Consider the following 20,399-nt stretch of genomic DNA (forward strand, 5'->3'; position numbering starts at 1 on the left):
CCTCAGGTGCCCGTCGGTCAGGCCGCGCTGCCGCGCAGCGACCGCAGGACGTACTGCATGATCCCGCCGTTGCGGTAGTAGTTCGCCTCACCGGGGGTGTCGATCCGGACGCGGGCGTCGAACTCCACGTCGCCGGCCTTCACCTTCACCGTGCGCGGGACCGAGCCGTCGTTCAGCGCGGTGATCCCGGTGATGGTGAACTCCTCGTCGCCGGTCAGGCCGAGCGACTCCCGGTTCTGGCCCTCGGGGAACTGCAGCGGCAGCACGCCCATGCCGATGAGGTTGGAGCGGTGGATGCGCTCGTAGCTCTCGGCGATGACCGCCCTGACGCCCAGCAGCGCCGTGCCCTTGGCCGCCCAGTCGCGGGAGGAACCGGAGCCGTACTCCTTGCCGGCCAGCACGACCAGCGGGATGCCGGCGTCGATGTAGGCGCGCGAGGCGTCGTAGATCGTCGTCGTCTCGCCGGTCAGGTGATTCTTCGTGACGCCACCCTCGGTGCCGGGCACCAGCTGGTTGCGCAGCCGGATGTTGGCGAACGTGCCGCGGATCATGACCTCGTGGTTCCCGCGCCGGGAGCCGTAGGAGTTGAAGTCGCGGCGGTCCACACCGTGCTCGCGCAGGTACTTCCCGGCGGGGCTGTCGGCCTTGATGGAGCCGGCCGGGGAGATGTGGTCGGTGGTGACCGAATCGCCGAGTACCGCGAGGGTGCGGGCACCGGCGATGTCCTCGACCGGGGCCGGCTCGGCCGGCATGCCCTCGAAGTACGGAGGTCGCCGGACGTAGGTGCTGTCCTCGGCCCACTCGAAGGTGTCCCCGGTCGGGGTGGGCAGGTTCTGCCACTGCTCGGTGCCGGCGAAGACGTCGGCGTAGTCCTTGGTGAACATCTCCGCGGACACGGCGTGGTCGATCGTCCGCTGGACCTCCTGCGGGGAGGGCCAGATGTCGTGCAGGAAGACGTCGTTGCCGTCCTGGTCCTGGCCCAGCGGGTCGTTGTTCAGGTCGACGTCCATGGACCCGGCCAGGGCGTAGGCGATGACCAGCGGCGGCGACGCCAGGTAGTTCATCTTGACGTCCGGGTTGATCCGGCCCTCGAAGTTGCGGTTGCCCGACAGCACCGAGACGACGGCGAGGTCGGCGTCGTTGACCGCCTTGCTGACCGGCTCGGGGAGCGGGCCGGAGTTGCCGATGCAGGTGGTGCAGCCGTAGCCGACCAGGTAGAAGCCCAGCTTCTCCAGGTACGGGGTGAGCTCGGCCTTCTCGTAGTAGTCCATGACGACCTTGGACCCGGGGGCCAGCGTCGTCTTCACCCACGGCTTGCTGGTCAGGCCGCGCTCGACGGCCTTCTTGGCCAGCAGCGCCGCGCCGATCATCACCTGCGGGTTGGAGGTGTTCGTGCAGGACGTGATGGCCGCGATCACCACGTGCCCGTGGTCGACCTCGGTCTCCGTGCCGTCCTCCATGACGACCTTGGTGGGCGTGGAGGGGCGGCGGCTCACGTCGTGGCCGTCGAAGTGGTGCGGCTTGCCGGCCTCACCGTTGCCGTCGGACGACGGGGCGGCGGGGTCGGAGGCGGGGAAGGACTCGGCCGAGGCCTCGTCGACCGAGGAGGTGACGCCGTACGGCTTCTCCTGCGCGGGGACGCCGGCCTTGCGGTCCTCGCCGCCGGTCTCGTCGGCCTGCACGTAGTCGGCCAGCGCGGCCCGGAAGGCCGGCTTCGCCTCGGTGATCGCGACGCGGTCCTGCGGGCGCTTCGGGCCGGCGATCGAGGGGACGACGGTGGACAGGTCGAGCTCGAGGTACTCGGAGAACGCCGGCTCGCGGGACGGGTCGTGCCAGAGGCCCTGCTCCTTGGCGTAGGCCTCGACCAGGGCGACCTGCTCCTTCGAGCGCCCGGTGAGCTCCAGGTAGGTGATGGTCTCCTCGTCGATGGGGAACATCGCCGCGGTCGAGCCGAACTCCGGGCTCATGTTGCCGATCGTGGCGCGGTTGGCCAGCGGCACCGCGGAGACGCCGGCGCCGTAGAACTCGACGAACTTCCCGACGACACCGTGCTCGCGCAGCATCTCGGTGATCGTGAGGACCAGGTCGGTGGCGGTCGCGCCGTCGGGCAGCTCGCCGGTCAGCTTGAAGCCCACCACGCGGGGGATGAGCATCGAGACGGGCTGGCCGAGCATGGCCGCCTCGGCCTCGATGCCGCCGACGCCCCAGCCCAGCACGCCGAGCCCGTTGACCATCGTCGTGTGGCTGTCGGTGCCCACGCAGGTGTCGGGGTAGGCGATCGTGCGGTCCCCCTCCTGACGCGGGAAGACCACGCGGGCCAGGTGCTCGATGTTGACCTGGTGCACGATGCCGGTGCCCGGGGGGACGACCTTGAAGTCGCTGAACGCGCCCTGGCCCCAGCGGAGGAACTGGTAGCGCTCGCCGTTGCGCTCGTACTCGATCTCGACGTTGCGCGCGAAGGAGTCCTCCGTGCCGAAGACGTCGGCGATGACGGAGTGGTCGATGACCAGCTCGGCCGGCGCCAGCGGGTTGATCTTCTGCGGGTCACCGCCGAGGGTGGCCATGGCCTCGCGCATCGTGGCGAGGTCGACGATGCAGGGGACGCCGGTGAAGTCCTGCATGACCACGCGGGCCGGGGTGAACTGGATCTCCTGGTCGGGCTCGGCCGACGGGTCCCAGTTCGCGATCGCCCGGATGTGGTCGGCGGTGATGTCCGCGCCGTCCTCGGTGCGCAGCAGGTTCTCCAGGAGGACCTTCAGGCTGAAGGGCAGCTTCTCGGAGCCCTCCACCGCGTCGAGTCGGTAGATGTCGTAGTCGGAGCCCTCGACGGTGAGCGTCGACCGGGCTCCGAAGCTGTCCTTGCTGGCTGCCACTCTTCTGCGCCTACCCCTCGCTGGTTCGTCGCGGCTGGATCGTCGCGCTCGGTTCCACCCCCGATCATCCCAGCTCGGCGGCGGGAGCACCGGGTCAGGCCACCCTTCCTTCACCCGGTGACCTCGATCACCGGCAGCGTCCCGGCGGCCCCACCCGCCCCGGGGAGCCCCTCCGGCCACGCCGCCGGGTGAACTCGCCGCGAAATGCCCGCGACCGGGCGGTGCGGCCGCCTAGCGTCGCCCGCCATGACCGTGGCCGAGCCGGCGGCGTACACCGCCACGATCCCCAGCCCCCGCGCCCCCCTGCCCGACGAGCGGGTGGGCGGCGGCCGGGTCGCGGCCGGCGGCCCTGGGCGCGGGCGGCGCCGGGGGATCCGATGGCTGGCCCTCGGGGCCCTCGGGGCCGCCTTCGTCGTGACCTGCGCGGGTGTCGGGCTCCCGACCGACCGCGTGGTCCTGCTCGGCTGGGTCCTGGCCGGTCTGGTGCTGTACGCCGCCGCGGACGGGCCGCGGCGCGTGGTCCGGCTGCTCGTCGACTGGCTGCCGCTGGTGGCCGTGCTGCTGGCCTACGACGCCAGCCGGGGCCTGGCCGACGGGTTCGGTGCGACGGTGCACGTCGCCGAGCTGGCCACGGCCGACCGGTGGCTCGCCGGGGGCGGCCTGCCGACGGTGGTGCTGCAGCAGTCCTGGCAGGCCGACTGGTGGAAGGCCGTCGCCTCGCTCGTCTACGCCAGCCACTTCGTGGTGACACCGCTCGTGCTGGGCGTGCTCTGGGTCCGCAACCGCGAGCGGTGGACGACCTTCGCCCGGCTCGTCGTCGGGCTGTCGGCGGCCGGGCTGGCCACCTACGTGCTCTACCCGGCCGCACCCCCGTGGCTGGCGGCCAAGGAGGGCGTCATCGAGCCGGTCCGCCGGCTCAGCGGGGCCGGCTGGGAGGTGCTCGGGCTGCCCCGCGCCGGGGCGCTGCTCGCCGACAGCCAGGGCCAGGTGAACCAGGTGGCGGCCGTGCCGTCGCTGCACACCGCGTTCGCGGTCCTCGTCTGCCTCGTGCTCCTCCCGGTCGCGCGGCGGAGCTGGCAGCGGCTGGTGCTGCTCGGCTACGGGCCGGCGATGGCCCTGGTGCTCGTCTGGTCGGGGGAGCACTACGTCGTCGACACCCTGCTGGGTGCGGCCTACGCGGGAGCGGTCGTCGCCGTCGCGGCCCGGTGGCGGGCCCGGCGACGGCGGACCGCTCCCGCCCGGGCGACGGCCGGGGACGGGGCGGTGCGCGCCTCTACCGTGGACGCGTGACCGGAGCCGTTCCCGAGCCGCTGCCCGACTGGCTGACCGACGCCCGCCGGATCGTCGTCCTCACCGGCGCCGGCATCTCCACCGAGAGCGGCATCCCGGACTACCGCGGGCCGGACGGCGTGTGGACGAAGGATCCCGACGCCGAGAAGCTCGTGACGCTGTCCTACTACGTGGCCGACCCGGACATCCGCCGGAGGGCGTGGCTGATGCGCAGGGACCTGCGGGGCGACATCGCGCCGAACGACGGACACCGGGCGCTCGCCGAGCTGGAGCGCCGGGGTCGGCTGCGCGCGGTGCTCACCCAGAACATCGATGGGCTGCACCAGCAGGCGGGCAACTCACCCGGCGTCGTCCTGGAGCTGCACGGGACCATCCACGAGGTCGCCTGCCTGTCCTGCGGCGACCGGACGACGATGGACAGCGCCATGGCGCGCATCGACGCGGGGGAGCCGGACCCCGACTGCCGGCACTGCGGCGGGATCCTGAAGTCGGCGACGATCAGCTTCGGGCAGATGCTCGATCCCGACGTCCTCACCGCCGCGGCCGAGGCGGCTGCCGACTGCGACGTGTTCCTGGCCATCGGCACCTCGCTGACCGTGCACCCGGCCGCGGGCCTCACCGACATCGCCGCGGCGTCGGGCGCGCGGGTCGTCGTCGTCAACGCCGAGCCCACGCCGTACGACGAGAGCGCCGACCTCGTCGTCCGCGAGCGGATCGGCGCCGCCCTGCCGTGGCTGCTCGCCCCCGCCTGACCTCGCACCAGGTCGGGGCGCACCGAGCCCGAGCCGCCGGCCCGCATCCGCTCGGCCGGGGTCTCCCTGCGGGACCAGCTCCGGCTCACCCCCTCCCGGCGACGGGCCCGTCCGGGGAACTCCGGCCGGGTCGGGCAGCAAGCCGTCACCCGCCCTCGTGCACCAGCCGCCCGCCGCCGGTGCGATCGCCTCCATGCGCAGTCCGCCCGGAACCACTCGTCGTGCGGCGGGCGGCGGGTTAGCGTGACGGCGACCACGTCGAGCGGTCCTTCCCCGCGGATCTGCGCGCGGCGGGGCCACTGAGCCGGGAGCCGTCCATGCGCGTGCCCTTGACCACCCGTGACTTCCTCGACCGGGCCGAGCTGGTCTACGGCGACCGCGTCGGCATCGTCGACGAGCCGACCCAGCCCGCGCCGTCGCTCGGCGAGGTGAGCTACCGCGAGGTCGCCCGCCGGGGCCGCGCCCTGCAGGCCGGCCTGGACGAGCTGGGCATCGCGGAGGGCGAGCGGGTGGCGATCGTGAGCCACAACGCCGGCCGCCTGCTGGAGCTGCTGCTGGCGGTGCCGTCGTCCGGGCGGGTCGCGGTGCCGATCAACTTCCGGCTGTCCCCGGAGGAGGTCAGCTACATCGTCGGCCACTCCGGCGCCCGCGTGCTGCTGGTCGACCCGGAGCTCGAGTCCTCGCTCAAGGGGGTGGAGACCGAGCACCGTTTCGGCACGGGGGAGGAGTACGAGCAGCTGCTCCGTTTCGACACGGAACCGCGGCCGTGGTCGGCCCCCGACGAGGACGCCACCGCCACGATCAACTACACCAGCGGGACGACGGCGCGGCCCAAGGGCGTGCAGATGACCCACCGGAACCTGTGGGTCAACGCGGTCACCTTCGGCATGCACATGCAGGTCAGCGACCGCGACGTCTACCTGCACACGCTGCCGATGTTCCACTGCAACGGGTGGGGCCTGCCCTACACGATGGCCGGCGTGGGGGCCAGGCAGGTGGTGCTGCGCAAGGTCGACGGCGCGGAGATCCTCCGCCGGGTCGAGCAGCACGGGGTGACGGTCATGGCCGGTGCGCCCGCCGTCTGGAACGCCGTCCTCGAGGCGGCCGCCGACTGGGACGGCGAGATCCCCGGCCGGGACCGGGTGCGGATCATCGTGGCCGGCGCGCCGCCGCCGTCGAAGACCATCGCACGGGTCGAGGCCGAGCTCGGCTGGGAGTTCAACCAGATCTACGGCCTCACCGAGACCGCGCCGCTGCTCACCATCAACCGGCCGCGCGCCGAGTACGACGACCTCGAGCCGGAGGAGCGTGCCAAGCGGCTGTCGCGGGCCGGGGTCCCCGCCCTGGGGACGCGGCTGCAGATCAGCGAGTCCGGCGAGGTGCTGGCCCAGGGCAACACCGTGCTGGCCGGCTACTGGGAGAACCCGGACGCCTCGGCGGAGGCCCTCGACGGCGGCTGGTTCCACACCGGCGACGGCGGCACGATCGACGACGGCGGCTACCTCACGATCTCCGACCGCAAGAAGGACGTGATCATCACCGGCGGGGAGAACGTCTCCTCCATCGAGGTGGAGGACCTGGTGTTCAGCCACCCGGCGGTCGCGGAGGTCGCGGTCATCGGCGTCCCCGACGACAAGTGGGGCGAGATGGTCACCGCGATCGTCGTGGTCGGCGAGGGCGAGCAGGTGACCGCGGAGGAGATCATCGCCCACTGCCGCGGCAAGATCGCCGGCTACAAGATCCCCAAGCGGATCGAGTTCCGCGACGAGCTGGCCCGCACCGCCACGGGCAAGATCCAGAAGTTCAAGCTGCGCGAGTCGTTCTGGAAGGACGCCGAGCGCCAGATCAACTGAGGGAGCTCCCTCACCGCCGGCGCCGGATCCCGCCGGCCCCGCCTCCCTGCCGAGAGGGCAGTTGTGGTCGGCGACACGCGCCGACATGCCGTGCGCGGCGACCGCAACTGCTCGTTCGGCGGGGCGCGCCCGGATGACCCCGGGACGCCCCGGCGGCGCCACCGGCTGTCCTCCGTGCGTGTCGTCTCCCCCCGAGGGGTGAGACCGGCCGCCCGTTCCCTGTCCTGCTCACCCGAACCGGTCGATCTGGCCCGTGTGCACCTCCACGGTGCGCGACACCAGTCGAGACCGGTGACCCCCGCGAGGGGGTAGGCCGGGCAGCGGAGGAGTCGGGTTCGTGAGCGAGCAGGCCGGAGCACGGTTCGGGACGCAGCGGCGGGGTGCCCACTGGGTGCACCGCCTGATCGGGGCCGGAGCCGTCGCGGTCATCTGCCTGGTGGGCGCCCCGGGGGTGGCCGCGGCCGCGCCGCGGAACCCGAGCGACGCCCAGCTCTCCGAGGCCCAGCGGCAGAAGGCCGAGGCCGCCGAGCGGGTCGGCGCCATCGCCGCGCAGCTCGCCCAGGCCCGGGCCGATGCCGAATCGGCCCACCAGGCGGCGCTGATCGCGCTGCAGGACTACGAGGACAAGCAGGCGGCCTACGAGACCGCCCGCATCGCCGCCGACACCGCCGCCGCCGCGGCCGACCAGGCGGCGGCCGACCTGCAGGAGGGGCGCAAGGACGTCGCCGCCTTCGCGCGGGCCAGCTACATGCAGGGCACCACCGCCCCGGCGATGACCGCGCTGCTCAGCTCGGGCGGACCGGCGGAACTGGTGCAGCGCGCGGCGCTGCTGGACGCCGCCGGCGTGCACAAGACGGACGTGCTCTCCCAGCTCACCGTCCTCGAGGTGCAGGCCGGGGCCACCCGGCAGGCCGCCGTGCAGGCGGTCGAGGAGGCCGAGACCATCCAGACACAGGCCGCCGAGCTGCTGGCGAGCGCCCAGACGCAGGAGGTGTCGGCGCGGGCCCAGGCCGACGCCATCGACGCCGAGGAGGACGGCCTGCAGGCCGAGCTCCAGCAGGCGGAGCAGGTCCTGTACGGGCTGGAAGGCGCGCGCACCGCCGCGGAGCAGGCCGCTGCCCGGCAGGCCGCGGTGGCTCGCCCCACCGCGCCGGCCCCGTCGGCGCCCGCCCCGCAGGCCCCGCGGCCCACTCCCAGCACCCCGGCCGGCCCGCCGTCGGCATCGGCCGCGCAGACGGCCATCGCCGCCGCGCAGTCCCAGATCGGCGTGGCCTACTCCTGGGGCGGCGGCGGGCGCAACGGCCCGAGCTACGGCATCTCGCCGGACACCGCGGTGTTCGGGTTCGACTGCTCCGGGCTCACCGAGTACGCCTACGCCCGTGCCGGGATCTCCATCGGCGGGACCAGCCGCGACCAGTGGTGGCTCAACCGCACCAAGCAGGTGGCCACGGCGAACCTGCAGCCCGGCGACCTGCTCTTCTGGGGCGGCGACCGGAGCGACTACATGTCGATCACCCACGTGGCGCTCTACATCGGCAACGGCCAGATGATCGAGGCGCCGGACCGCGGGAAGACCGTGACGATCGCGACCGCGCGGACGTCGAGCTCGACCTACTTCGGCGCCGTCCGCCCCTCTGCCTGAGCAGTTCGCGGGCCGGGAAGTCAGGGCGTCGGGCAGCCACGGGGGGAGCTGCCCGACGCACCTTCCAGGCTAGCAGTCGCCCGGAGCGGGTGGCAGGGTTGTGGACGCCGTGGGCCAACTCCCAGCCGACTCCCAGCCAACCCTTCCCGCGTGCCCAGCCACCGGCCGGACCGATGTAGGACACTGGCACGGGGGACGGTCCTGCCGCCCCGCCGACAGCTGCTCGTCCCGGGCGGCCGTCGGCCGGCACGACCAGGGAGCTCCGTGACCAGCGCTGCCAGCACGCCGACCGAGATCTCGTCGGACCCTCGGGCCGCCGGCCCCGACGCACCCGTTCCGCCGTCGGTCGACGCCGCTCGGCTGGAGCGGGTGCTGTTCGAGATCAAGCGGGTCATCGTCGGCCAGGACCGCCTCGTCGAGCGCATGCTCGTCGCGCTGCTGGCCCGCGGTCACGTGCTGCTCGAGGGCGTGCCCGGCGTGGCGAAGACCCTCGCCGTCGAGACGCTCGCCACCGCCGTCGGCGGCCGGTTCGCCCGCTTGCAGTTCACCCCGGACCTGGTGCCGGCCGACATCATCGGCACCCGCATCTACAAGGCCGGCCAGGACGCCTTCGAGACCGAGCTCGGGCCGGTGTTCGCCAACTTCGTGCTCACCGACGAGATCAACCGCGCGCCGGCCAAGGTGCAGTCGGCGCTGCTGGAGGTCATGGCCGAGCGCCAGGTGTCCATCGGCGGGGTCACCCATCCGCTGCCCGACCCGTTCCTGGTGCTGGCCACGCAGAACCCCATCGAGAGCGAGGGCGTCTACCCGCTGCCCGAGGCGCAGCGCGACCGCTTCCTCATGAAGGTGCTGGTCGACTACCCGAGCCCGGAGGAGGAGCGCGAGATCGTCTACCGGATGGGCTCGGAGCCGCCGGTGCCGGAGACCGTCCTCGCCCTCGGTGAGCTGCCGCGGCTGCAGAAGGCCGCCTCGCAGGTGTTCGTCCACCACGCGCTCGTCGACTACGTCGTCCGGCTGGTCGTGGCCACCCGCACGCCGCGCGAACACGGCATGGAGGACGTCGCGTCGTGGGTGTCCTACGGCGCGAGCCCGCGTGCCTCACTCGGGTTGATCGCGGCCAGCCGCGCCCTGGCCCTGGTGCGGGGACGTGACTACGTGCTGCCCCAGGACGTCCTCGACATCACCGCCGACGTGCTGCGCCACCGGCTGGTCCTCTCCTACGACGCCCTGGCCGACGGCGTCCCCGCCGACCACATCGTCAAGCGGATCGTGCAGACGGTCCCGCTGCCGCAGGTGGCCCCCCGGCAGAACGCGACCGGCTTCGGGCCCGGGACGCCGGGCGGACCGCACGTGCCGCACTTCGGCCCGCCGCAGTCCCCGCCCCAGCCCGGGCCGCAGGGCGCACCGCAGGAGAACCCGCCCGGCGGGCCGTCGGCCAACGGCTACGGCAACGGGTCGCACCCGGCGTGATCCTGCGTCGTCGCGCCGCACAGCCGCCGTCGGCGCCGGCTCCGCAGCACCCCGGCCTGCTCCTGCACCCGGCGACGCCGGGGTCCGGGATCGAGGCGGGGACGGGGGACGGCGCGCCCCCGCGGTTCACCGACGGCCCGGCCGACGTGCTGCTGCGCCGGCTCGAGCTCACCGTGCGTCGGCGGCTCGACGGGCTGCTGCAGGGGGACCACCTGGGGCTGGTCCCGGGGTCGGGCTCGGAGGCCGGCGACTCGCGCACGTACCACCCGGGCGACGACGTCCGGCGGATGGACTGGCCGGTCACCGCGCGCACCCAGGTGCCGCACGTGCGGGAGACGATCGCCGACCGCGAGCTGGAGACGTGGGCGGTCGTGGACCTGTCCGCGAGCCTGGACTTCGGCACCGCCAACTGCCAGAAGCGCGACCTCGCGATCGCCGGGCTCGCCGCCGTCGGCCACCTCACCGTGCACGGCGGCAACCGGCTCGGTGCCGTCGTCACCACCGGGGAGCGGATCGACCGGCACCCGGCCATGCCCGGCCGGCTGGCCGCCGAGCGGCTGCTGCGCTCGGTGGTGGCCACGCCGCGGGCCTCGAGCGGGCGCCGCGGTGACCTGGCGGCGGCCCTGGAGACGCTGCGCCGTCCCGAGCGCAAGCGGGGCCTGGTCGTGGTGATCTCGGACTTCCTCGGCGACAGCGACTGGGAGCGGCCGCTGCGCGGGCTGTCGGCCCGGCACGAGCTGCTGGCCATCGAGGTGCTGGACCCGCGCGAGCTCGAGCTGCCCGACGTCGGGCTGCTCACCGTCGTCGACCCCGAGACGGGCCAGACGCTGGAGGTGCCCACCGGGGACGCGGAGTTCCGCGCGCGGTTCGCCGCGGGCGCGGCGGCCCAGCGGGAGGAGGTCGCCGCGGCGCTGCGCCGGGCCGGCGCCGGGCACCTGCGGCTGCGCACCGACCGGGACTGGCTGATGGACGTCGTCCGGTTCGTCGCCGAACGACGCCGGGCCGGCAGCGGAGGTGCGTCCCGATGACCTTCCAGGCGCCCTGGTGGTTGCTGGCCCTGCTGGTGGTCGCCGCGCTGGTGGCGGTGTACGTCGTGCTGCAGCTGCGCCGCCAGGCCTACGCCGCCCGGTTCACCAACGTGGCGCTGCTCGGGACGATCGTGCCCAAGCGCCCGGGCTGGAAGCGGCACCTGGCGTTCGGCCTGGTCGCGCTGGGGCTGACCGCGCTGGTGGTCTCGCTGGCCGTGCCGAGCACCGAGGTGCGGGTGCCCCGGGAGCGGGCGACGGTGGTGATGGCGGTGGACGTGTCGCTGTCCATGCAGGCCACCGACGTCGAGCCCGACCGCTTCTCGGCGATGCAGACGGCGGCCAAGGAGTTCGTCGACGTCCTGCCCGAGCGGATCAACCTGGGCCTGGTGTCCTTCGCCGGGACCGCCACGACCGTCGTCCCGCCCACGACCGACCGCCTGCAGGTGGCCGCGGCGATCGACAACCTCGACCTCGCCGAGGCGACGGCGATCGGCGAGGCGGTGTTCACCTCGCTGGCGGCGATCGAGAACTTCCAGTCCGCGCTGGACGCGGGGGAGGAGGAGGCGGCGCCGGCCCGCATCGTGCTCCTGTCCGACGGCTACAACACCGTCGGCCGCGAGGACACCCAGGCGATCGACGCCGCCCGCGAGGCCGGCGTGCCCGTCTCCACGATCGCCTTCGGCACCGACTACGGCACCCTCGACCTGGACGGCGAGACGGTGCCGGTGCCGGTCGACCGGGAGACTCTGGAGGAGATCGCCGACGCGACCGGCGGCAGCTACAGCGAGGCGGCCAGCGCGGCCGAGCTGGAGCAGGTCTACGAGGACCTGGGCAGCCAGATCGGGTACACGACCGAGCCGCAGGACATCAGCTACTGGTTCGTCCGCGTCGGCGTCCTGGTGTCGCTGATCGGCGTCGTGCTCAGCCTGCTCTGGACCAACCGCCTGGTGTGAACGGCCCCGCCGCGCCCGGCGGCGGGGCCGTCCGTCAGCGGCGGGGGTCGAGGACGAGCTTGCCGGTGGTGCGGCGGGCGCGGAGGTCCTGGTGGGCGTCGCGGACGTTCGACAGCGGGTAGCGGCCGCCGACGACCGGCTTCAGCGACCCGTCGGCCGTCATGGCCAGCAGGTCGTTCATGGCGGCGTCGAGCATCTGCGGTCGGGCCATGCAGTGCGCCAGCCAGAAGCCGATGACCGCGCGGCTCTTCTGCATGAGCGCACCCGGCGGCACCGACGGCGTCTCCTGGCGGGCGGCCATCCCGTAGGTGACCAGCCGGCCGAACGGGGCCAGCGCCGACAGCGACCCGGTGAACACGTTTCCGCCGGTCATCTCGAGCACGATGTCGACCGGCTTGCCGCCGTTGGCCTCGCGCAGCGCGCCGGTGAACTGCTTGGGATCGTCGTCGGCCAGGGCCGGGTCGACGGTGGCGTGCGCACCCAGCTCCTCGGTGAGGGCCCGCTTCTCCGGGCTCGACGCGGTGGCGATCACCCGGCCGGCGCCCCAGCGGCGGGCCAGCTGGACGGCGATCGACCCGACCCCGCCGGCTCCGGCGATGACCACCACGGACTCGCCCTCGGCCAGGTGCGCGGAGGTGCGCAGCAGGTGCCAGGCGGTCGAGCCCTGGAGGACGAGGGAGAGGGCCTGCTCGTCGCTGACGGCGTCGGGCACCGGCCAGGTGAGGACGTCGTTGGCCACGGCCCGCTCGGCGTAGCCGCCGCCGTCGAGCAGGCCGACGACCCGCTGGCCGCCGCCGACGGGAGTGCCGACGAACTCGGCGCCGGGAACCAGCGGGAGCTGCTGGGCGGCCAGGTAGGAGTTCTCGATCTGGTGGGTGTCGGCAAAGTTCACCCCCGCCGTCGAGACGTCGTACACCTTCTGGCCGGGACCGGCCTCCGGCTCGGGGACGTCGACGACGTCGAGGACCTCGGGCCCGCCGAAGCGGGTGATCTGCACGGCACGCATGCCCCGACCCTAGGGCCTCAGTCATGGGGCCTGCCTGCGACGACATGTCCAGGCGCTGTCGGCTTCAGCGACGCGGTTGGTCGGTCCGATCTGGAGAGCAAGACGTTCAAGCGAGCGCCCGGAAGTGGCTGTTTCTGCTGGATGGGTCACCCGTTGTTGTGAGCCGGCCCGAGGGGTTCGGGTGTCAAGACAGGACTGTCGGTGGGATGCTGTACACCTCGGGTGGACAGAGGTTGTCCATGTGAGGTGGACGGCGGCCGTAGTTTCCGGGTCCGGGAACAGCTTGGCCGCCGGTCCAACGGCAGAGGAAGAGGTGCTGACGTGACTGCGGTCCTCCCAGGGCGCGCTGAGGTCGTCAAGGCGAACGACGCTGATCTGCGTGAGGCGGTCAAGCACGCACTCAACCGGTCGGGATGCACCTTCGAACAGCTCGCCGAGCAGGCCAAGACGGGGCACTTCGACACCGTCCGGGCGCGGATGGCCTGGGTCACCATCGCCGACCTCAAGGACTTGGCCGACCGCTGAGGTGAATCTCGGCAAGGAGGCCGCCCGATTCGCCACCGAACTCGGCGACTTGCTGAACGGAACGATCATGACGGGGATCCGTCTGACATCGGTCCTCGTCCGTGGCACTGCTGTGGTGGGGTACCAGATCAAAGCCACCGACCTGACGACGGTGGGCATCCCGGTAACCCTGGGGAGCAAGCAGCCGACTGGCTACCTGGGCCTGTCGTTCCGTCTCGTGCCGGACGAGCACAAGCAGTTCCTCATGGTGCAGTCGTCCGTCGCCGGGTTCTTTGTGGACGCTGAGCTTGACCGGCCCCTGATGCACTACGACTACGAGCGGGACAAGGGCGACGGATACCCGGAGGCGCATCTCCAGGTAGAGGCTGACTCCGAGGCTTGGAACGAGCTGTGTGAGCGGATCGGTATCGGAGAGCGCCCGCTGGCCAAACTTCACTTCCCCGTCGGCGGCCGGCGGTTCCGGCCGACCGTGGAGGAGTTGATCGACTTCCTCGTGACCGAAGTCCACGTTGACGCGCTGCCAGGGTGGACCGCCAAGGTCGAAGCGGGACGCGAGCTGTTCGAAGAGCGTCAGCTCAGGGCGGCAATCCGTCGACGGCCGGAGTGGGCGCTCGATCAGCTCCGCAAGATGGGGCGCATCGAATAGAGCCCCAGCCGGCCGCCACCGCGGACCCATGCGCGACGGGCGGCACGACCGGAGGCTGCCTCAGCTCTCGCGACGGGGATCGAGCATGAGCAGGCAGCGCTCACCCAGCGGAGCGACTACCCAGGTCGCTGGTCCAGGAGTGGCCGCGTAAGACGTGCCTGTGGCATCACGGATCAGCCCCTGGCCGCTCAGTACAGCCAGGAGCGCGTCCATGACGTTCCCCAGCGCCGGAATGGCCTCGCCAAGGATGCCGACTTGCCATCCGGGGGTGCCCGGATGTGTATCCGGTATGAAGTCCCCGGTTGGCAGAGGGTGCTCTGCGAGATACCCGAGGACTTCTATGTGCGGTGCCTCCAAGACGGCGAGCCCTGAAGCGAGTAGCAGGGCCTCGGCGGTGTCGCCGTTCGCGCTGAGCCCCAGCGCAAGCACTCGGCCGAGCGCGTCGATCTTCTCGGTGACGGTGGAACGCGCTGATGCCTCTATCACCCGAGCCATCAGCTTCAGCCGCTCGTCGTAGGCAGTCGAGCGCTCCAGGAGGATGTCTAGGCCGACGCCCATGTGGTCGGCAGCCACCTGTAGGGCCTGCGTGCTGTTCTTGACCCAGCGGGCCCGCACCGCCGCTGCTGCCTGCACCACAAGTGGAGCGGTTGCTGCCGCGATCGTCTGAACGGGGTCATCGCCGGCGGCGAGGGCCGCGACGACCGCGCTGCTGCTCATCGCAACGGCCAGCGGCAGTTCGCGGTCGGGGGAGTCGTCGGCCACGGCGGTGAGCTTGCCCTTGGCGTTGCCTATGTGGTCTAGGTGGGGTCTGCGACGTTCCGGACCGGACGGCACTGCCTCACGTCCTCTCCAACGGTCACCTGGGGGTGGTGAGGGTCGGCAACGAAGGGCAGAAAGGCCATCGCATGGAATCAGCGTGTGCGGAGGATCGGTCCGGTCGCCACGGTGGGCCCATCCTCCGTGCTGCCGGCACTCGCCGGTTCAGGACGTCTCCGTAGCCGAACTACTGTCTACCGCAGCGCCGAGCCGCGCGTAGAGGGATGGGGTGCAACTTTGAACGAGCGAGTGCTCGTCCTTGAGGAGCTCGTTGACTGCTTCGACAGGAAGGGTCACGTGGGGGCCGGGATGGTCGCTGCTGCGGAAGGCGAGGCCATCCTCGTGCAGTTGCTTCGCCACGCCCTCGCGGGCTATACGGGCGCGGCTGCAGAGAGTCCCTCAACCCTTGTCGGGCAGTGGCGGGTCGTGGACGAGCGTGTGAGAGTGGCAGAGAACGGCAAGAACGCCCTATTGGACGCGGTGCTAACCGATGGCAAACGTCGGAATATCGGCGAGTGCAAATTTCGTACCGCGAATAGCTTAGACGCTCGCACCAAGTTTCTGGACCGACACGCCTCCGTGAGGGAGGTGTGGGATGCCGCGTTCGACGCGTGGACGGAAGATTCGTCGATATGGCGTGACGCAAAGCGAAGCGGTATGAGCTACGGGCAGTTCGTTGCCGGCTGGCCCGACATCGCCAAGGCCTTTTGGATGCAGGTCTACGGGCCTGACAGCGCTGGTGACGAGCGAATCCTAGCAATCTGGCGACCGGTGACTTCGGTACCCTTCGTCGGGGGGCGAGATCTTCCCTTCCTCTCCAGCACATACATCGACCACACAGCTACGCAGCACCTGAAGTCCCCGGGATGGATCTTCAGTGGATCGTTGTACGTTCGGACACTTCTCGACAACGGCTGTAAGACGTTGTCCATCCCGGGCGGAAAGCAAAATCAGGTCAGTGGTGCGGCACTCATCATCGGCAAAATCTTCCAATGACGGTCTAGAGTGGCGTCGCACGTAACGCTCCGAATTGCTGCCTGCGGCTGAGCCGGTGCATGGGACTGGGGGCTTCTATCGAGCGTCGCAACCGCTCGGGAGTGCAGACCGGCGTCGCCGGCTAAGCGCTTGTATGCCGGCAGGGCGTGCGACGCTCTTCCCCCTCTCCCATCGGCGCAGTTGGTGACCGCGGACTGGCGGGTCTAGGCGTGGTGGGTGTCGGCGACGTTCACGCCGGCGGCGGAGACGTCGTAGACCTATGGCCGGGACCGGCCTCCGGCTCGGGGATGTCGACGACGTCGAGGACCTCGGGGCCGCCGAAGCGGGTGATCTGCACAGCACGCATGGTCGTCAGGCTAGGTGTGCTGCTGTGTCGGAGCGCGACCGCATGACCGCATCGACCGCGGCCCACTCCACCTGACGGTCCGTGCGGCCGGACGGCTGCGCGGGGAGAGCCGAGGGGCGGCGCCTGCCTGCGGCTCAAGCCTGGACGGTCGACCGTCTGGTGACGTCGGTCGGCTCGACGGCCTCCCCGCAGGCGTGGCACGTCGTCTCGGGGACGAGTCGATGCCCGCAGCGATGCTCGAGGACCAGCGGAGGTCCGTCGCGGCCGGCGAGGTGCTGGTCGCCCCAGTGCAGCAGCGAGAGGATGACCGGGTAGAGGTCGCGGCCGGCGTCGGTGAGGCGGTACTCGAAGCGCGGCGGGTGCTCGCTGTACCGGCGCCGCTCCAGGACGCCGGCCCCGACGAGCGTGCGGAGCCGTGCGGTGAGCGTGTCGCGCGGTGCTCCGGTGCGCCGGACCATCTGGTCGAAGCGGTGGTTCCCCAGGAACACCTCACGGACGACCAGCAGCGCCCATCTCTCACCCACCACGTCGAGGGTGCGCGCGATGGAGCAGACGCGGGGCTCCGCCGGTGCGGCCATGGGTCCAGCCTAACCGAGTCGGTCCGAATCCTGGACCAACTCCTGTGGTCGGGGCTACGGTCCATCCAGAATCCGGACTAACCAGGGGGAGCGGTCATGGCTCTGGGCAAGCGACCGCCGTCGGCTGCGGGAACCGGACCGGTTCGGGCGGACGGGACCGCACCGGTCGTCGCGGTGCTGGCGATCGCGGTGTTCATGTCCAGCCTCGACCTGTTCATCGTGAATCTGGCCTTCCCGTCGATCGCGGGGGAGTACCCGGGCGTGGGGCTGGGCTCGTTGTCCTGGGTCCTCAACGCGTACACGATCGTCTTCGCGGCGGTGCTGATCCCCGCGGGACGCTGGGCCGACCAGGTAGGGCGCCGGCGGACGTTGGTCGCGGGGCTCGCGGTGTTCACCGGCGGATCGCTGCTCTGCGGATTGGCCCCCGGGGTCGGCTGGCTGGTGGTGGCCCGGGTCGTGCAGGCGGTCGGCGCCGGTGTCATGGTGCCTGCGTCGCTGTCGCTGCTGCTCGCCGTCGTGCCGACCGAGCTGCGAGCCCGCGCGCTGGGCACCTGGTCGGCGCTAGGCGCGCTGGGCGCGGCGCTGGGACCGGTGATCGGTGGCGGTCTCGTCGGGCTCGGCTGGCGGTGGGTGTTCTGGGTGAACCTGCCCGTGGGCATCGTCGCGATCGTCCTCGCGCTGCGCGTCGTCCCCGAGAGCCGGGACGTCGCACGGCGGGATCGACCCGACCTGCTCGGTGCACTGCTCCTCGCGCTCGCCGTCGGTCTGGTCGCGGGGGCGCTGGTCAAGGCGCCGGACTGGGGCTGGGCGTCGGCCGCCTTCCTGGGCACCCTCGGGGCGGCCGGCCTGTGCGGAGCGGCGCTGGGCCTCCGCTCGGCGCGTCACCCAGCTCCGGTGCTCGAGCTGGCATTGTTCCGGTCCCGGACCTTCGCCGGTGCCACGGCGGCATCGGTGCTCTACTTCGCGGCGTTCGGCGCGTTCGTCCTCAACACGGTGGAGTTCCTGACCGGTGTCTGGGACTACTCGCCCGTGCAGGCGGGGCTGGCCATCGCCCCGGGGCCGCTGATGGTGCTGCCGTTCGCCCGGCTGGTCGCGCCCAGGTTGATCCCGCTGCTGGGCGGGGTGGGACGGGTCGCGGTTCTCGGCTGCACCGTCAGCGCGGTCGCGCAGGTGCTGTGGTTGGTCCTCATCCAGATCGAACCCGCCTACGTCACGCACCTGTTGCCGGCGCAGCTCCTCGGCGGCGCGGGGGTCGGCCTGGCGATCCCGTCCCTGCTGGGCTCCGGCAGCGCCGGGCTGCCCGCGGCACACTTCGGAACCGGCAGCGGCATCCTCAACATGGCGCGCCAGGTCGGCGTGGTGCTCGGTGTGGCGGCGCTGGTCGCCGCGCTCACCTCCCCGGCGGCCGACCCCTGGTTCCGTTCCGGCACGGCATCGTGCTGACCGTCGCCTTCTTCGGCGCTGCGGGGGTGGTCTGCCTGGCCCTCCTCGTGCGGCGTGCCGGGCCGGGAGCGGCTGTCGCGGCGGCCCCGGGTGCACGACCGCAGGAGGCGGCCTGACATCGCAGGGAGGAGCGACGACGCATCCTTCCCGCGACGTCACGCAGGGGCGTGGAGCGGCGGGTGCTCGAGCACGCGTGGCGTGTACTCGAGCAGCTGGATGCGGCCGTCGAAGGTGCGGTGCTCGATCATCTCGAGGGCGACGTCCGGGTAGCCGTCGTAGATGCGTTCCTCGCCCGTGGCCCCGGTGATCACCGGGAACATGCCGACCCGGAAGCGGTCGACGAGCCCGGCCGTCAGCAGGGACCGGCACAGGCTGAGGCTGCCGATCGTGCTGAGGAGCCCCGAGCCGTTCTCCTTCATGGCGCGGACCGCTTCGACGGCGTCCCCGCGGACGAGCGTGCAGTTGGCCCACGCCAGTGGCTCCTCGAGCGAGGAGGAGAACACCACCTTGGGCGCCTGCGTGAGCTCGTCGACGGACGCCTCTTCCTCGGGCCGGAACTCCGCTTGGCCATCCGGCACCTCGCCCGCGGCGAAGCCCGACATCAGGCGGTAGGTGTTCGCTCCCATCAGGTAGGTGGCCTCGGGCTGCTCGGCGAGCCAGGCGAGGTACTCCGGGCCCTCGAGGCCCCAGAAACCGGGCCAGCCCTCTCCCGACGCATAGCCGTCGAGGGAGGTGATGAAGTCGACGAGAAGCTCTGCCATGGCGGTGTCCTTTCCGGGGAGTCACGCGCTTGGACCGGCCGGGAGCTCCGAACTCATCGGCCGCGCTCAGGGGGCATCGAGCACCCATCACGCTGCGGCCGACCGTGCCTGCCGGCGCTGCGCCGAGCGGACCGATGCCTCCCGTCGGCGGAGCGACGACGGAAACGGACCAGCCGGTGGAGCCGACCACTGCTAGCTTCCTGTCGACCGCGCGAGATCGAGGAGGTGGTACCCGTGAACGCACAGCTGGCATGGGTGCTCCCCTCCGGGGTTGCGGTCGGGCGACAGGTCGTCCGGGAGCGCCGTTCGAGCACTCCCGGAAGGCACGACCATGAGGTTCACCTCTGAAAGTCGCCTCGACGACCACGTCCTCGAGCGCGAGTTCACCCTCGGCGAGATCCCCGGCGTCCTGTGGACGGCAGGATCCGCGTCCGCACCGGCTCCGCTCGTCCTCCTCGGTCACCCCGGCGGACTGCGGCGCATGTACCCGCGGCTGCTGGCCCGGGCCTCGCACCTCGTGGCGGACGGCTTCGCCGCGACCACCATCGAGCTCCCCGGAGGTGGTGACCGACCCCGGTTCGCCGCCGTGGAGGAGGCACGCGCCGAGCTGCACCGGGCGTTGGCGGCCGGGGAGCCGGTCGACGACGGGATCGTCGACCGGCTCGTGCTCCCCCTGGTCGACGAGGCGGTCCCGGAATGGCGGGCGTGCCTGGACGCCCTCCTCGCACTGCCCGAGATCGACGGTCCGGTCGGCTATGCGGGTGGCGTGATCGCCATCGGCGTCCGGATGGCGGCGGTGGAGCCACGCATCGCGGCGGCTCTCCTGTTCGCAGGGAGCTACGTGCCCCGCGCCGTCCTCGACGAGGCCCGGCGGGTCGCGATCCCGCTGCACGTCCTGCTCCAGTGGGACGACGAGGGCAACGACCGTCAGATGGCGCTGCAGTTGTTCGACGCCTTCGGCTCCCAGGAGAAGACGCTGCACGCCAACATGGGCGGGCACACCGGCGTCCCTTCGTTCGAAGGGGAGGCCGCGAACCGCTTCTTCGCTCGGCACCTGAGGTGACCGCGGGGCACCAGGCCTGGCCGCGTCACCGACTGTCTCGCCCCGGGTTTGATGGAGGCTCTCAATCCACGTGAGGATGAGAGTCATGGCGGCACCGAGGAAGTACCCCGACGAGCTGCGTGAGCGGGCGATCCGGCTGGCGGTCGACGCCCGGCGTGACCCGGCCACTCGGACTGGAGCGTTGAAGCGGATCGCCGAGCAGCTGGGCATCAACCCCGAGACGCTGCGCAACTGGGTCATCCAGGCCGAGGTCGACGAGGGGCACCGGCCCGGGACAACGACCGATGACGCCACTCGGCTGGCCGAGCTCGAACGGGAGAACCGGGAGCTGCGCCGGGCGAACGCGATCCTGAAGAGC

Annotated in this window: 18 protein-coding genes; 13 read left to right on the top strand and 5 right to left on the bottom strand. The window is 71.9% G+C overall.

Features of this window, described 5'->3' with window-relative positions:
- Window positions 1-17: 17 nt before the first annotated feature.
- Window positions 18-2,873: an aconitate hydratase gene (locus BM142_RS23230; RefSeq protein WP_092203774.1), complete on the bottom strand. Its 2,856-nt coding sequence runs from the start codon at window positions 2,871-2,873 to the stop codon at window positions 18-20.
- Window positions 2,874-3,119: 246 nt separating this feature from the next.
- Between BM142_RS23230 and BM142_RS23235 the strand changes: the two genes are divergently transcribed.
- From BM142_RS23235 to BM142_RS23265, 7 genes are all read left to right on the top strand, one after another.
- Entirely contained in the window at window positions 3,120-4,163 is a 1,044-nt protein-coding gene (locus BM142_RS23235) for a phosphatase PAP2 family protein (protein WP_092203776.1), read from the top strand.
- The gene (locus BM142_RS23240) at window positions 4,160-4,915 is read left to right on the top strand and encodes an SIR2 family NAD-dependent protein deacylase (RefSeq protein ID WP_092203806.1); all 756 of its coding nucleotides are present in this window, start codon (window positions 4,160-4,162) and stop codon (window positions 4,913-4,915) included. The genes BM142_RS23235 and BM142_RS23240 overlap by 4 nt, the downstream gene beginning before the upstream one ends.
- Window positions 4,916-5,232: 317 nt before the next feature.
- Window positions 5,233-6,768, top strand: a complete 1,536-nt coding sequence (locus BM142_RS23245) for an AMP-binding protein (protein WP_092203778.1) — start codon at window positions 5,233-5,235, stop codon at window positions 6,766-6,768.
- A gap of 337 nt (window positions 6,769-7,105) precedes the next feature.
- Window positions 7,106-8,410 (top strand): C40 family peptidase, encoded by a 1,305-nt coding sequence (locus BM142_RS23250; RefSeq protein WP_254791197.1) that lies wholly within the window; start codon window positions 7,106-7,108, stop codon window positions 8,408-8,410.
- A gap of 264 nt (window positions 8,411-8,674) precedes the next feature.
- Window positions 8,675-9,880 carry an AAA family ATPase gene (locus BM142_RS23255; RefSeq protein WP_254791199.1) on the top strand — a complete coding sequence of 402 codons (1,206 nt, stop codon included), beginning with the start codon at window positions 8,675-8,677 and terminating at the stop codon, window positions 9,878-9,880.
- The gene (locus BM142_RS23260) at window positions 9,877-10,908 is read left to right on the top strand and encodes a DUF58 domain-containing protein (RefSeq protein ID WP_092203780.1); all 1,032 of its coding nucleotides are present in this window, start codon (window positions 9,877-9,879) and stop codon (window positions 10,906-10,908) included. The genes BM142_RS23255 and BM142_RS23260 overlap by 4 nt, the downstream gene beginning before the upstream one ends.
- The gene (locus BM142_RS23265; protein WP_092203782.1) at window positions 10,905-11,861 is read left to right on the top strand and encodes a VWA domain-containing protein; all 957 of its coding nucleotides are present in this window, start codon (window positions 10,905-10,907) and stop codon (window positions 11,859-11,861) included. Before BM142_RS23260 ends, BM142_RS23265 begins: the two co-directional genes overlap by 4 nt.
- Before the next feature lie 34 nt (window positions 11,862-11,895).
- On the opposite strand, the gene BM142_RS23270 is transcribed toward BM142_RS23265, so the two are convergent.
- Complete coding sequence (locus BM142_RS23270) at window positions 11,896-12,867, bottom strand: quinone oxidoreductase family protein (protein WP_092203784.1); 972 nt, start codon at window positions 12,865-12,867, stop codon at window positions 11,896-11,898.
- A gap of 321 nt (window positions 12,868-13,188) precedes the next feature.
- Here BM142_RS23270 and BM142_RS23275 point away from each other — a divergent pair, with 321 nt between their 5' ends.
- Together BM142_RS23275 and BM142_RS23280 are read left to right on the top strand one after the other, a co-directional pair.
- Window positions 13,189-13,392 carry a hypothetical protein gene (locus tag BM142_RS23275; protein WP_092203786.1) on the top strand — a complete coding sequence of 68 codons (204 nt, stop codon included), beginning with the start codon at window positions 13,189-13,191 and terminating at the stop codon, window positions 13,390-13,392.
- Between the two features lies 1 nt (window position 13,393).
- Window positions 13,394-14,038 carry a hypothetical protein gene (locus tag BM142_RS23280; RefSeq protein ID WP_092203788.1) on the top strand — a complete coding sequence of 215 codons (645 nt, stop codon included), beginning with the start codon at window positions 13,394-13,396 and terminating at the stop codon, window positions 14,036-14,038.
- Between the two features lie 60 nt (window positions 14,039-14,098).
- Here the strand turns inward: BM142_RS23280 and BM142_RS23285 are convergent, their stop codons facing one another.
- Window positions 14,099-14,800 carry a hypothetical protein gene (locus BM142_RS23285; protein WP_139228997.1) on the bottom strand — a complete coding sequence of 234 codons (702 nt, stop codon included), beginning with the start codon at window positions 14,798-14,800 and terminating at the stop codon, window positions 14,099-14,101.
- Window positions 14,801-15,091: 291 nt separating this feature from the next.
- Here BM142_RS23285 and BM142_RS23290 point away from each other — a divergent pair, with 291 nt between their 5' ends.
- Window positions 15,092-15,850, top strand: a complete 759-nt coding sequence (locus tag BM142_RS23290) for a hypothetical protein (RefSeq protein ID WP_139228998.1) — start codon at window positions 15,092-15,094, stop codon at window positions 15,848-15,850.
- A gap of 480 nt (window positions 15,851-16,330) precedes the next feature.
- On the opposite strand, the gene BM142_RS23300 is transcribed toward BM142_RS23290, so the two are convergent.
- Entirely contained in the window at window positions 16,331-16,774 is a 444-nt protein-coding gene (locus BM142_RS23300) for a winged helix-turn-helix transcriptional regulator (protein WP_092203794.1), read from the bottom strand.
- A gap of 96 nt (window positions 16,775-16,870) precedes the next feature.
- Here BM142_RS23300 and BM142_RS23305 point away from each other — a divergent pair, with 96 nt between their 5' ends.
- Window positions 16,871-18,217, top strand: coding sequence for an MFS transporter (locus BM142_RS23305; protein ID WP_092203796.1), 1,347 nt, complete (start codon window positions 16,871-16,873; stop codon window positions 18,215-18,217).
- Window positions 18,218-18,372: 155 nt separating this feature from the next.
- On the opposite strand, the gene BM142_RS23310 is transcribed toward BM142_RS23305, so the two are convergent.
- Window positions 18,373-18,978: a dihydrofolate reductase family protein gene (locus BM142_RS23310; RefSeq protein WP_092203798.1), complete on the bottom strand. Its 606-nt coding sequence runs from the start codon at window positions 18,976-18,978 to the stop codon at window positions 18,373-18,375.
- 331 nt (window positions 18,979-19,309) lie between these two features.
- Here BM142_RS23310 and BM142_RS23320 point away from each other — a divergent pair, with 331 nt between their 5' ends.
- Window positions 19,310-20,041 carry a dienelactone hydrolase family protein gene (locus BM142_RS23320; protein ID WP_092203802.1) on the top strand — a complete coding sequence of 244 codons (732 nt, stop codon included), beginning with the start codon at window positions 19,310-19,312 and terminating at the stop codon, window positions 20,039-20,041.
- Window positions 20,042-20,126: 85 nt separating this feature from the next.
- Window positions 20,127-20,399: transposase (locus BM142_RS23325; RefSeq protein WP_175527424.1), on the top strand; the 273-nt coding region annotated here is incomplete at its 3' end.

Source organism: Blastococcus tunisiensis (assembly GCF_900112815.1).
Lineage (GTDB): Bacteria > Actinomycetota > Actinomycetes > Mycobacteriales > Geodermatophilaceae > Blastococcus_B > Blastococcus_B tunisiensis.

What these genes read in the sequence shown, in the direction of transcription:
- BM142_RS23270 (WP_092203784.1), bottom strand. Translation starts at nt 12,867, where the DNA reads ATGCGTGCCGTGCAGATCACCCGCTTCGGCGGGCCCGAGGTCCTCGAC.
- BM142_RS23310 (WP_092203798.1), bottom strand. Translation starts at nt 18,978, where the DNA reads ATGGCAGAGCTTCTCGTCGACTTCATCACCTCCCTCGACGGCTATGCG.
- BM142_RS23235 (WP_092203776.1), top strand. Translation starts at nt 3,120, where the DNA reads ATGACCGTGGCCGAGCCGGCGGCGTACACCGCCACGATCCCCAGCCCC.
- BM142_RS23265 (WP_092203782.1), top strand. Translation starts at nt 10,905, where the DNA reads ATGACCTTCCAGGCGCCCTGGTGGTTGCTGGCCCTGCTGGTGGTCGCC.
- BM142_RS23320 (WP_092203802.1), top strand. Translation starts at nt 19,310, where the DNA reads ATGAGGTTCACCTCTGAAAGTCGCCTCGACGACCACGTCCTCGAGCGC.
- BM142_RS23245 (WP_092203778.1), top strand. Translation starts at nt 5,233, where the DNA reads ATGCGCGTGCCCTTGACCACCCGTGACTTCCTCGACCGGGCCGAGCTG.
- BM142_RS23300 (WP_092203794.1), bottom strand. Translation starts at nt 16,774, where the DNA reads ATGGCCGCACCGGCGGAGCCCCGCGTCTGCTCCATCGCGCGCACCCTC.
- BM142_RS23305 (WP_092203796.1), top strand. Translation starts at nt 16,871, where the DNA reads ATGGCTCTGGGCAAGCGACCGCCGTCGGCTGCGGGAACCGGACCGGTT.